This window comes from Acidobacteriaceae bacterium, assembly GCA_028283655.1.
Lineage (GTDB): Bacteria > Acidobacteriota > Terriglobia > Terriglobales > Acidobacteriaceae > Granulicella.
Map to the genome: position 1 here is coordinate 2,825,051 of JAPWKE010000003.1, position 14,275 is coordinate 2,839,325.

Consider the following 14,275-nt stretch of genomic DNA (forward strand, 5'->3'; position numbering starts at 1 on the left):
CTAGATACCAATTGGATGCGAACAACGGCCATTGGAAGCAGAAGCTATTGCGATTGTTCGATGAACTTCGCACAATGGAAGTGCCCCCGAATGTTTGCCATGCAGAGGTCTTCGCCGATAGTAACCCGGAGCTGCCGTCTGCCCCTCCTTCCGACTGTTGAGGCCCATGGATGTACATTGACGCGCTCCTATTGATTCAGGACGTACAACTTCTCTGCTTCTGCGTTCTCTTCGGATTCATCGCGCTGCAGCATCGCGGAGAACCCACCCGGTTCTGGCTTTGGGTCAGTTTTCTGGCCAATGCTGCAGGCGCGATTCTCGACTTCGCCGCGCCGCATCTTCCAGCGTGGCTGGCCCGTGGCGTGAACCTGGAGATGATTCCGCTCTCGTATGCGTTGTTGAACGTGGCGCTGGTGCACTTCGTGCGCCGTTGGCGATGGACGGTCACGCTTTCCATGGGCATCGTACTAGCCGCGCTGCCGCTGCAACTGCTGTGGAGCCATCGCACCGACCACGTTGCGGGCGACGCGTTGCAGGACCTGACAATCGGCCTTGTATGCCTTGTCAGCGGCGCGATCCTCCTGGCGTCTACCGAGAAGGCGACGGAGATGGCGCGACGCTTGCAGAGCGCGTTCTTCTTTCCGTTTGCCGCGATTGAGATTGGCAGAGCGGTGCTTGCGTTTGGCCCGAAGCTCGATCCGGACAAGGTCTGGCATGTGCAGTTGATCACGGCCGTGGCGTATGTTCTGTCCGCTTCCGTACTGCCGCTGGCGTTCTTCTGGATGATCAGTTCGCGCTCCGAGGCGGAGCTGTCGTTGTTGAACCTGGTCGACCCGCTGACGCAGGTGCTGAACCGTCGCGGGTTGCGGGCAGCGCTTGACCGCGAGATGCTGCAACTCGAAGAGCATGGCGGCACGCTGAGCATTGCGGTTCTCGACCTGGACTCCTTCAAGCAGCTAAATGATCGCTACGGCCATGTGAGCGGCGACGCGGTGCTGGCAGGTGTGGCGAAGCTGCTGCGCAGTACGCTGCGCGGATCGGATACGGTGGCACGGCTCGGCGGCGAAGAGTTTGTGCTGCTGCTGCCGCGAACGGATTCGCGGTCGGCGGCTGCCCTGATGGAGCGGGTGCGCATCGCTATCGAAAAATATGAGGAGACCTCCTCGCCTGCTGGCGTGATTCGAACGACGATCAGCGTCGGACTGACGACGACGCGGGCAGGCTTTGTCGGTACCGCGACAGAGCTGCTGCGAGAGGCCGATAAGGCGCTTTACTGCGCGAAGGAAGAGGGACGAAATCAGGTGCGGGTGTTTGAAAAGCCACAAACAACCGTCAACTAGTAGACGTTGAAATTCACCACAATACTCGTTTCGACCTCTGTGCGCTTGAAGTTCAGTATGTAGGGTTTGTACGTCCACTGCGAAACGGCGCGAACCGATTCGAGGGCAAGATCAGCGCTGGGGAAGGATACCGGCTCAAGCTCTCGAATATGACCGTCCTCACCGATGATGGCGCGCAACAAGACCGCTCCGGAAACGTGATGCGCTCTGGCGCTGGCGGGATATTGTGGTGGCACCGTCGAAAGGCGTTGCCCCAACATGACTCCGGATCCAATGCGTACTGCCCCGCCTTTGTAAATCTCCAACCCCTCTGTCCACCAATCCGCCGGGGTATCTTCCATCGAGCGAAGGCTATCGATCTTGGCCTCGAAAAGGGGGACGTTATTTTGTGAGCCGGTCAGCTTCACCGCGACATTATGATCCTGAAACTTCCCGCTCAGGTTCGCCACAATGAGCACACCTGAATCTGAGGTCACGCGCAGCGCATTGTCTGCAGAGACACAAAACGTAGGGAAAAGGCCCAATGGAATCGTATCTTCGGAGGAAATGGCCCTTGCACGCTCCACGCAGGAAAGCGCCAAGGAGCCAAACTTTTCTGGATGCTCTTGAGGCTCCACAGGCTTCAAGCCAGCGGTTCCGCCATCACTCATAAACTGAACCGGATGCACGATGGCTTCGTGCAGAGTGACCAGTGCCGCTTCCATCGGCAGAGGGTCTGGAGATAGGTACTCCTTTTGATCAACATACATGTGAGTGGAGCTCTTGCCGTTCTCGGTGTGCACCTCTCGCCACTTAGAAGGGCTTACCCACCACTCTTCCATGGTGCCGGTTGCGCTCTTTCCACCAGCACCATGCAGCGTATAGCTGTACTTGAGATGCCACGGTTTCATGTTCTCGCCATCAAGCGAGTTGACCGTCTCAATGGTCTTCAGATGCTCTGCGGCAGCCGCTATCTTCTCTTCCTTGCTCGTGAAAGCAAAAGCAGAGCTCGTCAACAAGGCGCAGCACGAAAGAACACAGCAGGCTACCGCTCGCATCTTCATCAGGGAAAAATCCTAACGTGAAATGAAATTAGTCGTTGTAGTGCAGAAGGCTGTACACATCATAGCCTTCGAGCTTGTTGCGACCCTTCAGGAAGTCGAGCTCGATCGCGAAGGCGATGCCCGCAACGATGCCGCCGAGCTTCTCGACAAGCTGCACGGTTGCCTGCATCGTGCCGCCGGTGGCGAGCAGATCGTCGACGAGCAGGACACGCTGGCCGGGCTTGATCGCGTCGAGGTGGATTTCGAGCGAGTCCGAACCGTACTCGAGGTCGTAGCTGACCTTCGCTGTTTCAGCAGGAAGCTTTTTGGGCTTGCGAACGGGCACAAAGCCCGCGTTCAAGCGGTACGCAATGGCCGGAGCGAAGATGAAGCCACGAGCTTCCGTGCCCAGAACCACGTCGATGTCCTTGCCGATGTAGTGTGCGGCGAAGGCATCGATGAGCTGCGCGAAACCTGCGGGGTCCTTGAGCAGCGTGGTGATGTCGTAGAAGAGAATTCCAGGCTTGGGGAAGTCGGGAACGGTGCGAATGAGGTCCTTCAGCGGTTCACAGTTGATTTCGTATGCCATTGCGGGTTTACCAGGCTCCTTCGATCTGAAACGGTCCCAGCGCAGCGGCTTCACTCTCATCGAGTTCGTGCACGAGAACGGCGTCGACGCGGCTTCCGCGTGAGCCCTTCTGCACGGCCTTGCGCAGTTCGGCGAGGTCTTCCGGCGATCCAGCCGCTACGGTTTCCACCTCGCCAGTTTCGGTGTTGCGAACCCAGCCGCGAAGTTCCAGCGCAGCTGCTTCACGATGGACAAACCAGCGAAAACCAACGCCTTGAACACGGCCGCGAATGAGGAAATGCAACACCATAGGTCAGGCTCAAGTGTCGCAGAGTGTTTCATGCCACGCAACCGAACCAGAGAAGTCCACGCAACGGGGGCCAGAAGCCACGCATCTTTCTACCTAACAAAGTAGCCGTAGCATCAGCAGCACGCTTCGCTGGTCGCAAAAGCTGTACCGAAATACTGCGAAGACGCTGCAAGGAAATCAGCTCCACACTCTCTTGGGTGGGAGCCTCGCCGGGTCGCGTCTTCCAGCAACAGATGGAGACATACCCATGAAGTCCTTGCTTCGCCTTTCTTCAACTTGCCTTGTGACTGCCACCGCCATGCTCGCTCTTTCTGCGGGCACCGCGCACGCGCAGTGGTGGAAACTCAACAACGGAAACGTCGCCGTGGGCGGTACCGGACAGTTCAATACGATCCTTACCGACAGCCCACGTTCAGTAGCGGCCACAACCAGCAACAATGCGCCTGTGACCGTGCTGAACCAGCGTCAGGACACCACCTGGTCGGCGGGCTTTATCGGCTCGCTCCAGTTCCACCCGGTCAGTTGGGCAGGCGTCGAGGTGAACTATGGGTTCACCCGCTACCAGGAGCGCTACTCGTTCAACTATGCGGGCACGGCGGCGCGGCAGTCTGTCGCGGTTCCGGTGGATTATCACGAGGCAACCGCTGGTTACCTCATTCATCCGAAGCACATTCCGTTCCAGCCCTATGTGGTGGTGGGTGGCGGCGCCATCGATTTCAACCCTCATGGCAACGCGGTGAACGCGAAAGATGTGACGTATGGTTCGGCGCAGTGGCGAGGTGCAGGCCTGCTGGAAGCGGGTTTCGATCTGCCTACGCATAACAAGCACATCGGCTTCCGCATTTCTGGGCGCTCGCTGTACTACCGCTCGCCGAACTTCCAGACGGCGGCTATTTCAACACGTAGCTGGCGCGTAACGACCGAACCGGCCGTAAGCGTTTTCTACAAGTTCTAAGAACAGCTCGGGATACTGAGAACAAGCAGAACGGGCAGCCTCCAAGAGGCTGCCCGTTCTGCTGTTTCCAGGAAACAACGCTTATGCGCGGCTCATGTAGGCGCCTTCGGCGGTGTCGATCTTGATGCGCTCGCCTTCGTTGATGAAGGGCGGCACCTGAACGACGAGGCCGGTTTCCATCTTGGCAGGCTTGGTGACCGACGAAGCCGTTGCCGACTTGATGCCCGGCTCGGTTTCAACAACGACCATTTCGACAGAGGTTGGCAGTTCGATGCCGACCGGGTTGCCGTCGTGGAAGCTCACTTCGATGAGCAGGTTGGCCGTGAGGTAGTCCACGGCGTCGCCCAGCGTATCGCGCTTGAGCGGGGTCTGCTCGAAGGTGTTCTGGTCCATGAAGTAGTAGTCGTCGCCGTCGTTGTAGAGGAACTCCATCTTGATCGCTTCGACGAAAACGCGGTCGATGGGATCGGGCGAGCGGAAGCGTTCGACGAACATGGCACCCGTGCGGATGTTGCGCAGCTTGGCCTGGATGAAGGCGCGGAGGTTGCCGGGCGTACGGTGCTCAACGGAGAAAACCAGGTGGAGATCATCCTTGAACTTGATGACCATGCCGGGACGCATTTGTGTGGCGGGAATCGCCATGGGGAACACTCCTCAGTGGATCGTTGAACGCCGCACTGGTTGCCTGTGCGGCGGCTCGGGTTACTGACGCAGATGCTTGATGAGCTGCGTCGGGTGAATCGGCTTCGGAAGAAGCTCAAAGTTGTGGCCGCGCTCATGCGCGCGGGCAAGAATTTCAAGTGTTGCAGCCTGGCCACTGAAGAGCACGATGCGCGTCTCCGGGCAAAGCTCGCGAATCGCAATCGCTGCCTCCACGCCATCAACGTGGGGCATCAGAACGTCGCTCAGCACCAACTCGGGGCAGTAACGGCGAACCGCTTCGATCGCTTCCTGACCACCGTACACAGCCTCGGCGATAAAACCGCTGCGGTTCAGAATCTGCACGATCGTATCGGCAATCAACACTTCATCATCGACGACGAGAATTCGCGGAGCAGCTCCCTGGTTCTCGACTTCTCCACCGTTGTCGGCGGATATCGGGATGGAAGGCTTGCGGGAGTCAAAGCAAAGCAGGGTCGGATTCATCAGCAGTGTCCTGTGGCAGGGGCCTGGCGGCACAAACCTTCACCCCGTCGGCCATGCGGCCGAACAACGTAAGTGACCTGTGCAGCGGGAGATGCCGGTGAAAATACGGTACTCGGCTCTCCAAACATTAGTTTACCCGAACGTTTATTGCACGAGGGGAGTTTGCGTAACGCTGAACGCGTCGATTCCGCTGAGCTCGGTGGGCAAAAAGACGCGGAAGACCGTACCTGAGGGCGACTCAGTAGAAGAACGGAAACGGATGGTTCCGCCGTGCTTTTCTACGATGCCACGCGTGACCCAAAGCCCCAGCCCGGTGCCGACCGACTGTTTGGTCGTAAAGAACGGGGAAAACATCCGGTGCCGCATCTCGGCAGGGATGCCAGAGCCGTGATCACTCACCACGATTCGGATGCCCTGCACGCCTTCGCGCATGACATGACGTCCGCGGATACAGATGGTGGTATTGATCAGCGAAGCGTCGATCGCGTTGACCAGCAGGTTCGAAAAGACCTGTTTGATCTCTCCCTGAAGGCCAAACATGCGGAGGTTTTTGTCGATATCGACGGAGCATTGCAGCTTTTTGCCGAGTAGCTTGCGACCGAAGAGGTCGACGGAGTCCTGCACGAGCTGGCCGAGGTCGAACTCCACGGGCCGGGTGGTGTCGCGATAGAAACCGAGCGTCTGCTGCGCGATCTGGGAGACGCGAGCAAGCTCAGTGTCCGCCATTTCCAGCAGTTTCTGCACCCCGACGGGCACTTCGGGGTCGGTCTTGCTGAGGTAGATAAGGTTCGTGACGGCCTCGAGCGGGTTGTTGATTTCGTGCGCGATGGTGGCCGCCATACGCCCTGTAGCTGCCAGTTTTTCAGTCTGCCGGAGGGTGGCTTCCTGCATCTTTCGCGCGGTGATGTCCTGCAACGTTCCGCTCATACCTGTCGCATGGGCCACGCTTTCGTCGTATGAGCCTGTTCCCGCGATCGCGATCCAGCGAATGCCTCCTTCTGGGGGCAGAATACGGATTTCGGAGGTGTATGAATCTCCTTCGAGCAAACGCTCGACCATGTTTTCCGGCGTACGCTCCAGGTCGTCGGGATGCACGAGTTGAAGCCGAAGCTCACTGCGCGATATAGGTTGAAACGGTGCGACTCCAAAGAGCGCGGCAGCCCGTTCGTCCAGCTCCACCAGATCTGTCGCTCGATCCCAGGACCAGGTTCCCATGGCGCCCGCTTCAAGAGCCTGTTGCAGGCGCTGCGCAGCCTGGCGCTGCTGATGACGCGCCTCATCGGCAAGAGCTATTTCCTGACGGATGGTGTCGGTAAGCCGAACGTTGTCGATTGCGACGGCAGCCTGCGAGGCGACCGTCGCCACGAGGTCTTCACAAGCCTGCTCAAAGATGCCGGGTTCGGGGTGGCCGTAGAGCATGCAACCGAAGACTTCCCCGGAACGGCTGCGAACCGGTACAGCGAGATAGCTGCGGACAGGCAGGTGCCCAGGTGGCATCCCCTTGAGCGGGGCGTTCTTGCCGTAGCTCGAATGCTGGAGGATGTCGTCGGAGCGGATGATCGAGGTGCCGTCAAACGTAGGCGCGAAGAGTGGCGTGTTCCGCGGCATTGGAAATTTTGCAAACTCTTTGGGATCGACGCCTGAGACCTTATAAAGGTCATAGCTTTCGCCGTCGTCACCGCGCTGGTTGTAGAAAAAAGCACCAAACGATGCACCGCAGAGCTGGAGGCCTGCGTCGAGCGCAGCCTGCACAATGACGTCCAGCGAGCGCTCGTTCGCCAGCAGAAGACCCGTGCCAACAAGCAGGCGAAACTGCCTTTCCGTGCGCGTATTCAAAGAGCCAGACCCAAGCTCGGAAGCATATGTATGTTCGCCCATCGTCGAAGGTTATGATGCATCTCGCAAAGGAGACGTTCGAGAGGTTCCGGCAGTTTGTCACCAAACGCATAAAACGAGGGGGGACGATTTGACCGGAGCGGAAGAGATCACCGCACAAGGGCGACAGTCAGGAGCAGCCGCCGTCTATCGACGGAGGCTGTGAGGAGCTCGATGGCAGAGGTGCTCTAAGGCCCGAAGTGGAAGTTCACACCTGCAGAGACGCGAAGCGTGTTCTGCTGGTTTGTGGTCCCGTTGGGGAGCTTCGTGATGACGTACTGCGCGTCTACGAGGCGCAGGTCAAAGCGGTGGTACACGTGCACGTTGACGCCGCCGCCGCCCGCATAGGTGAGGCCCGAAGCGTGGTTCTGCACGACCCCGTTGACAGGGTAGAGGCCGCTGGTGCCAAGGGTGTATCCGCCCTTGGCTTCAACAAAGACGCCGAGCTTGCGGCTCGAGGCCTCCGGCGTGATATGGCCCCAGTTATAGGTGTAGCGCAGGCCGCCAAGGCCTTCGATGTGCTGAATGTCGATGTTGCCCAGCAGGTTGGTGGCGACGAGCCCCGTACCGCTGCCAACGACGCCGACGCCCTTCCAAAGGGTGTAGCCGACGTCGATGCTCGCTCCGCGAAGGTAGAAGTAGTTGTTGGCGGTGTCCGCTCCAACGAACTTCGAACGCTCCTGCGTGTACATCATGCCGAGGTCCCAGGAGCCATGCTGCGCGTGCGCAGCGGCTGGCAGGGCGAACGACAGGACAGCGACTGCCGTGGCGGCGAGTCGCATGGCGGCGCGACGCCAGAGCCCTGGCTTCGGATTATGGGTGAGAACAGACATAGTGGCTACTGAACGCTTAGTGTCAGCGTAACCGACCGGGACAAGGTTCCGGAGGTTCCGGTGACTACAACTTGGTACGTTTTGGACGGTCCGCCGTAATAACCGTCTGATTGGGAGTTCAGGCAACCCGTCATGGCCGTGAGCGGGATGGCAACGAGCGCCAGCATCAGCAGCTTCGCGATGCGTCGGCGGCGCGTGAAGACCAGCAGTGGAAGGCCGAAGAGTGCCAGCGTAAGCGGAGCCAGGCGCTGGCCACGCGTCTGCACAGTGGCGACGGCCAGAGGAGGCGTGATGGAAACTGAGACGTTCGTTGCCGCTGCGCCGCTGGCCAGCGAGGAGGGCGTCAGCGTGATCTTCGAGCCGGTAGGTGCTCCCGTGACGGTGAAGGCGATGGGCGCGGCCAAAGTGGAGGCCCCGAGCGGAGAGACCAGAAGCTTGTACGTCGCGGGGTTGCCGCCGTAGACGCTGAGAGCCGAAGACGAATCCGACGCAACGGCGATGGCGAAGTCTTCGACCACCTGCGGATAGAGAGACGAGACGGAGCCGCTGTAGTTGCTATCGCCCTGATAGGTCGCCACCAGGTTATGCGTGCCGACGACGGTGAGCAGAACGTTGTTCAGCGTCGCGATGCCGTTAACCAGCGTCACGGAACCGATTTGCGCGCCGCCCTCGGTGAAGACGACGGTGCCCGTTGGGACAACCGAAGAGGTTGTGCCGGGGGTGACTGCCGCGGTCAGCGTGATGGTTGAGCCCGTCAGTACCGGGTTGGCAGAGCTGGTGAGCGTGGTGACCGTGGCGGGGTTGTTCGCCGAGACGAGGACGCCGTTGCTTGTGCCGGTGAGCGTGCTGCTGGTGGCCGTAATCGTCTGCGTGCCGACGGTGTTCAACTGAGCACCGTTCGAAGGCGCGCTGAAGGTGTGAACCCCGGCGTCTGCAGTGGTGAAGGTGTACGTCGTTCCAGCGAGGAACTTCGCTGCGGCGTCCGACGACGTGAAGGCGACCGTGCCGGTGTAGCCAGCGGCCGTTGCGCCGGTAGCGCTGGTGGCCGTGACGGTGAAGCTGACCGTGCCGCCAACCGCAATGGCTGCGGGTGTTGCGACGATGCTGAAGCCGGTGGCCGGGGCGTTGCTGACGACGACGTCGTTACTGACGCCAGTGAGCGTGCCGCTGGCAGCCGTAACGGTGTAGGTGCCTGCCGTGTTGAAGGTGATGCCCTGCGTTGCAGAGGGGAAGGTGTGCGTGCCGTTGTCGGCGGTGGTGAAGGTGTACGTCGTTCCGGCGAGGAACTTCGCCGTGGCGTCTGTCGTCGTGAACGCCACCGTGCCGGTGTAGGCCGTGGCGGTGGCTCCGTTCGCATCAACCGCTGTAACAGTAAGTCCGACGGGCGTGCCTACCGTGGTGGTCGAAGGCGCAGCAACAACTGTGAAAGCCGCAGCGGGAGCCGCCGTGACGGTGACGCTGTTGCTGATGCCGGTGACTGAGCCGCTGGTTCCGGTGATGGTGAACGTTCCGACGGTGTTGAACTGCACACCGGACGCTGCGGCGAAGGTGTGCGTGCCCTTGTCCGCCGTGGTGAAGGTATAGCTTGCGCCGGAGAGGAGCTTGGCCGCGGCGTCTGTGGTGGTGAAGACGACCGTGCCGGTGTAATCCGTGATGGCCGCGCCCGTGGAGTCCACCGCCGTAACGGAGAGGCCTACCGGTGCGCCGACGGTAGTCGTCGCAGGTGTGGCAACGATCGTGAAGGCGGCCACAGGCTTCGAGCTGACGACGACGTCATTGCTGACGCCGGAGCGCGTACCGTCGGTGGCAGAAATAGTGAAGGTTCCGGCGGCATTGAACTGCGCACCTGAGGCTGAGGCGAAGGTATGCGTGCTCGCATCTGCCGTGGTGAAGGTATACGTCGTACCAGAGAGCAGCTTGGCCGTGGTGTCCGTCGTGGTGAACGTTGCCGTGCCGGTGTAGCCCTGCACCACGACGCCGCCGTAGGTCGCGCTGACGGTGTAGCCGACCGGTGTTCCGATGGTCGTGGTCGCAGGCGAGGCAACAACCGTGAACGCGTCAGGATTGACGACGCGGACGAGGTTGCTTTGGCCGGTCAGCGTGCCGTCGGTAGCCGCAACGCTGTAGCTGCCGAGCGTGTTGAACTGGACGCCCGAAGCAGCCGGGAAGGTATGTGTGCCGCCGTCGGCAGAGGTGAAGGTGTAGCTCGTACCGGAGAGGAACTTCGCCGTGGTGTCGGTGGTGGAGAACGTGACCGTGCCGGTGTAGTTCGTGTTCACGACGCCGTTGGTTGTGGCGGCGATGGTGAGAGCAACCGGCGCTCCGGGCATGGTGAGGTCGGGCGCGGCGGTGAGGGTGAAGCCAGCCGGGCCGGTGACCGTGACGTTGTTACTGGTGCCGCTCTGCGAGCCAGCCGTGGCGACGACGGTGAAGACGCCCGTGGTGTTGAACTCAACGCCTGCGCTCGCAGCCGTGAAGGTGTGCGTGCCTGCGTCACCTGCGGTGAAGGTGTAGGTCGTTCCCGCGAGGAACTTCGCGACGGGGTCGGTGGTCGAGAAGGTCACCGTGCCGGTGTAGTCCGTGACGATGGAGGTGCCGTTCATCGCCGTGACGGTGAAGCTGACGGGAGTGCCAACGGTGGTGGTATCCGGCGTGGCCGTGACGGTGAAGCCGGTGAGAGCAACAACCTGCACGTCGTTACTTGTGCCAGAGAGCGTGCCGTCCGTGGCTCCGATCGTCCATGTGCCGAGCGTGTTGAACTGCACGCCGTTATCAGCCGCGAAGGTATGCGTTCCGGCGTCCGCAGCGGTGAAGGTGTAGCTGGTGCCGGAGAGGAAACTCGCTGCGGGGTCCGTTGCGGAGAAGTTCACGGTGCCGGTGTAGCCGGGAACAACCGTGCCGTTATACGTCGCGGCCACGGTAAGCGCGACGCTTGCTCCCTGGCCGATCATCGAAGGCGATGCGGTCAGCGTGAAACCATTGGCCGCGACGACCTGCACCTGGTTGCTGGTGCCGAAGCTTGCGCCATCGTTCGCGGAGATCGTCCATGTACCAAGCGTATTGAACTGGACGCCTGCGGCAGCGGCGAAGGTGTGCGTTCCGTTGTCCGCGGTGGTGAAGGTGTACGTTGTGCCGGAGAGGAACTTCGAGCTTGTGTCGGTCGACGTGAAGGAGACCGTGCCGATGTAGCTGGGCACAACGACGCCGTTGTACGTCGCGCTGATCGTGTAACTGACAGGCGTTCCGAGGCCGGTGACCGACGGTGTGGCCGTGATGGTGAAGCCATTGACTCCGCCGACCGTGACCGCGTTCGAGGTGCCGCTGTACTTGCTGTCCGTGGCCGAGACGGTGAAGACACCTGCGGTGTTGAACTGAACGCCTGCGGCAGCCGGGAACGTATGCGTTCCGTTGTCCGCTGTGGTGAAGGTGTAGCTGGTGCCCGAGAGGAACTTCGCAGTGGCATCCGTCGCGGTGAAGGTAACGGTGCCGGTGTAGCTGGGAACAACCGTGCCGTTGAAGGTAGCCTGCACGGTGAGCGCGACGGGGGCGCCGATTGCAGTGCTGGTCGGAGCGGCCGTCAGCGTGAAGCCGTTGACCCCGACGACGGTGACCGTGTTCGACGTTCCAGTGAGCGAACCGGAGGTTGCCGTGATGGTCTGCGAACCGGGGGTGTTGAACTGCACGCCCTGCGCGGTGGTGAAGGTGTGTGCGCCGTTGTCCGCAGTGGTGAAGGTGTACGTTGTGCCGTTGAGGAAGCTGGCTGCAGCGTCCGTCGTGGTGAAGGTGACGGTGCCGGTGAAGGGCGTCTGCGTGCCATTGGCGACGGCGGTCACTGTATAGCCGACATCTCCGCTGACGTTGACCGTGGTGGGCGCAGCGACGATGGTGAACGCGGTGGCGTTCGTAACGAGGATGCTGTTGCTGGTTCCGGTCGCAGCACCTGCGCTGGCGCTCGCCGTGATGGTGTACGTTCCCGGCGTGTTGTACTGCACGCCCGCCGTGGTCGCGAAGGTGTGCGTGCCCTTGTCCGCGGTCGTAAAGGTGTAGGCCGCAGTGGCGAATTTGGCAGCAGCGTCGCCGGTGGCGAAGGTCACGGGGCCAACGAAGTCGGTGACCAGTGTGCCATTAAACGTGGCGGTGACGGTGTAAGAAATATAGCCGCCAACCGAAGTAACGGTAGGCGTGGCGACGATAGTGAAGCCGTTCGCCAGCACCACGTTGATGTTGTTGCTTGTACCGGTGGCCGTGCCATCGGTGACGCCGACGGTGTACGTTCCGAGCGTGTTGTAGGTAACCCCGTTGGTAAAGACATGCACGCCCGCGTCTGCGGTGGTGAAGGTATAGGTCGTCGTGGTGAAGGTGGCCGCGGTGTCGCCGGTCGAAAGCGTGATGGTGCCGACGTACGTCTTGTCGACGTTGCCGCTGGCGTCCATGGCGGTGACGGTGACGCTGGTAGAGCTGCCGGGACGCAGCGTGTCGGGTGCAGCCGCAACAGTGAACTTCGCCGTGTTCGAAACGCCCGTACCGGTGAAGGTAAAGGGCGCAGTCAACGTTGCAGGAGTGCCCGTGGCGCTGGTGAGCGTAGCGATTCCGGTTCCGCTGTTGGTTCCAATCGCGGTAGGCGTAAAGCTGACGAGGTAAGAGCAGTAGCTTCCAGCCGCCAGGGAAACGGGAGCCGACGCGGAGGTAAGCAGCGTGCAGGTTCCACCAGTCGCCGTGGCAAAGGCGTCTCCGGTGAGAGCCCAGTTCGTCGCAGTGCCAGCGGGGGTGGAGAACTGCAGCGGGACGTTGCCGCTGTTCTGAATGAGGCCGCTCAGCGAGCCGTCTGTGCTGTCGAGATTCGAGAGACGCGTGGCAGTGGGGAAGGTGATGACACCTGCGCTGCGCGTGACGAGAAGAAGACCGCCTGCCTGGTCTGCAACGTAAAGGTCGCCGCTCGGCGTGAGCGCTAGCTGGCGCGGCGTGGCCGTTGAACCGCCGATGATGGGAAGAGCGTAGGGCGTTCCGGTGGCCGGAACCATGTAGATGCGTGCATTGCCCGTGTCGCTGATCACCACGTTGCCGCCAGCATCAACGGCGACGCCGCGTGGTGCGCTTACGCTGGTGGTGAGGACGGTGGCCGCTCCGCTGTAAATGCCTGCGACGACGACGCGATTGTTGCCGGTATCGGCGATGTAGAGGTTGCTGTTGCCGTCGACCGCGAGCGCGGTGGGGGAAGAAAGCGCGGTGCTGAGGCCTGTGAGCGTGAGGAACGAGCTCGTGCCATCGGTTGCGACGCGGAGAATCTTGTTCAGCGAAGAGTCTGCAATGTAGACGTATCCCTGCGCGTCCACAGCGAGGCCGGAAGGAGAGCTGAGAGTGTTGCCGCCTGTAGCGAAGACGGTGGGATTACCGCCCGGAACAAGTGAGTAGACCAGCGAACCAGAGGTGAAGTACAGCGTGCCCGCGCCATCGATCGCCATCGCCGTATCGGCGCTGCTGGCCATCAGGCTAAGTACGGAGTACACGCCAGTCGGAGTGCGCTGGAAGAGACGCTGGTACTGCGAATCGTTGAAGTAGGTTGTACCGTCGGCCGCGACCACGACACCGCCGACCGTAAAGGAGACAGGTGTGACGTCCGGACTGACAGAAGTGATCTGCTGCCCGGTTGCGGGCGATACCGTGAGCTGTGGCCCCTGGCCGACACCATGCAGGAAGACTTCGTTGACGATGGTGCCTGCGGCGTTCGTAAGCGCAAGCGCACCGCGGCGCAGGCCCGGTGTTGACGGAGAAAAGGCAATGGCGACGGTGCAGCTTTGCGGCGGCTGAATGGTGCCGACGCAGGTCTGCGAAACGACCGTGAAGTCCTTATCACTGACGCCTTCTGTCAGCGCAGAGACGCTGCTGATGGTCGTGGCCGAGGTCGCGGAGAAGTTGACCGTGTAGCTGCTGCTGGTCGAGCCAACCGCGATGGTTCCGAAGTCGATGGGGCCGCCGGGCTGGAGGCCTTGAGCATGCGACATGACTGCTGTTGCCAGCAGCGCAATTGCGACCGAACCTGCTCCACACAAAATCCGATGCGCGTGTTTCTGCAGCTCGCCAAGTTTCTTGCGCAAGTTGATCACAGCTCTCTACCCCTCAAAAAAAACTACACAGTTGGCCCGATTATCTGTTGCCATCATCGCCGCTAGTAGCATGCGGTGGCTGTACAACTTTGCCGGGGGAGACGTTTTTCTCACCCTCAAGC

General features: G+C 61.0%; 10 protein-coding genes. 2 read left to right on the plus strand and 8 right to left on the minus strand.

Annotation, left to right across the window (positions count from 1 at the left end; all coding sequences use genetic code 11):
- Positions 1–170 precede the first annotated feature (170 nt).
- The gene (locus PW792_14715; protein ID MDE1163173.1) at positions 171–1,340 is read left to right on the plus strand and encodes a GGDEF domain-containing protein; all 1,170 of its coding nucleotides are present in this window, start codon (positions 171–173) and stop codon (positions 1,338–1,340) included.
- Here the strand turns inward: PW792_14715 and PW792_14720 are convergent.
- From PW792_14720 to PW792_14730, 3 genes are all read right to left on the minus strand, one after another.
- A complete protein-coding gene (locus PW792_14720; protein ID MDE1163174.1) occupies positions 1,337–2,161 on the minus strand; it encodes an energy transducer TonB in 825 nt (274 codons plus the stop codon). The genes PW792_14715 and PW792_14720 overlap by 4 nt on opposite strands.
- A 250-nt stretch (positions 2,162–2,411) precedes the next feature.
- A complete protein-coding gene (locus tag PW792_14725; GenBank protein ID MDE1163175.1) occupies positions 2,412–2,951 on the minus strand; it encodes an adenine phosphoribosyltransferase in 540 nt (179 codons plus the stop codon).
- A 7-nt stretch (positions 2,952–2,958) separates the two neighbouring features.
- Positions 2,959–3,240: an acylphosphatase gene (locus tag PW792_14730; GenBank protein ID MDE1163176.1), complete on the minus strand. Its 282-nt coding sequence runs from the start codon at positions 3,238–3,240 to the stop codon at positions 2,959–2,961.
- Positions 3,241–3,487: 247 nt separating this feature from the next.
- On the opposite strand from PW792_14730, the gene PW792_14735 reads away from it, so the two are divergent.
- Positions 3,488–4,195, plus strand: a complete 708-nt coding sequence (locus PW792_14735) for a hypothetical protein (GenBank protein MDE1163177.1) — start codon at positions 3,488–3,490, stop codon at positions 4,193–4,195.
- An 81-nt stretch (positions 4,196–4,276) separates the two neighbouring features.
- On the opposite strand, the gene efp is transcribed toward PW792_14735, so the two are convergent.
- The 5 genes from efp to PW792_14760 form a co-directional block, all read right to left on the minus strand.
- Entirely contained in the window at positions 4,277–4,837 is a 561-nt protein-coding gene (gene efp / locus PW792_14740) for an elongation factor P (protein MDE1163178.1), read from the minus strand.
- Positions 4,838–4,897: 60 nt separating this feature from the next.
- Positions 4,898–5,341, minus strand: coding sequence for a response regulator (locus tag PW792_14745; protein MDE1163179.1), 444 nt, complete (start codon positions 5,339–5,341; stop codon positions 4,898–4,900).
- Positions 5,342–5,485: 144 nt separating this feature from the next.
- Positions 5,486–7,219, minus strand: coding sequence for an ATP-binding protein (locus PW792_14750; GenBank protein ID MDE1163180.1), 1,734 nt, complete (start codon positions 7,217–7,219; stop codon positions 5,486–5,488).
- 185 nt (positions 7,220–7,404) lie between these two features.
- Positions 7,405–8,049, minus strand: coding sequence for a hypothetical protein (locus PW792_14755; protein MDE1163181.1), 645 nt, complete (start codon positions 8,047–8,049; stop codon positions 7,405–7,407).
- Positions 8,050–8,054: 5 nt separating this feature from the next.
- Positions 8,055–14,144: an Ig-like domain repeat protein gene (locus PW792_14760; GenBank protein ID MDE1163182.1), complete on the minus strand. Its 6,090-nt coding sequence runs from the start codon at positions 14,142–14,144 to the stop codon at positions 8,055–8,057.
- Positions 14,145–14,275: the final 131 nt, after the last annotated feature.

Bases quoted from the DNA above. Each gene is read 5' to 3' on its own strand.
- PW792_14715 (MDE1163173.1), top strand. From the start codon at position 171: ATGTACATTGACGCGCTCCTATTGATTCAGGACGTACAACTTCTCTGC.
- PW792_14720 (MDE1163174.1), bottom strand. From the start codon at position 2,161: ATGGAAGAGTGGTGGGTAAGCCCTTCTAAGTGGCGAGAGGTGCACACC.
- PW792_14725 (MDE1163175.1), bottom strand. From the start codon at position 2,951: ATGGCATACGAAATCAACTGTGAACCGCTGAAGGACCTCATTCGCACC.
- PW792_14730 (MDE1163176.1), bottom strand. From the start codon at position 3,240: ATGGTGTTGCATTTCCTCATTCGCGGCCGTGTTCAAGGCGTTGGTTTT.
- PW792_14735 (MDE1163177.1), top strand. From the start codon at position 3,488: ATGAAGTCCTTGCTTCGCCTTTCTTCAACTTGCCTTGTGACTGCCACC.
- efp (MDE1163178.1), bottom strand. From the start codon at position 4,837: ATGGCGATTCCCGCCACACAAATGCGTCCCGGCATGGTCATCAAGTTC.
- PW792_14745 (MDE1163179.1), bottom strand. From the start codon at position 5,341: ATGAATCCGACCCTGCTTTGCTTTGACTCCCGCAAGCCTTCCATCCCG.
- PW792_14750 (MDE1163180.1), bottom strand. From the start codon at position 7,219: ATGGGCGAACATACATATGCTTCCGAGCTTGGGTCTGGCTCTTTGAAT.
- PW792_14755 (MDE1163181.1), bottom strand. From the start codon at position 8,049: ATGTCTGTTCTCACCCATAATCCGAAGCCAGGGCTCTGGCGTCGCGCC.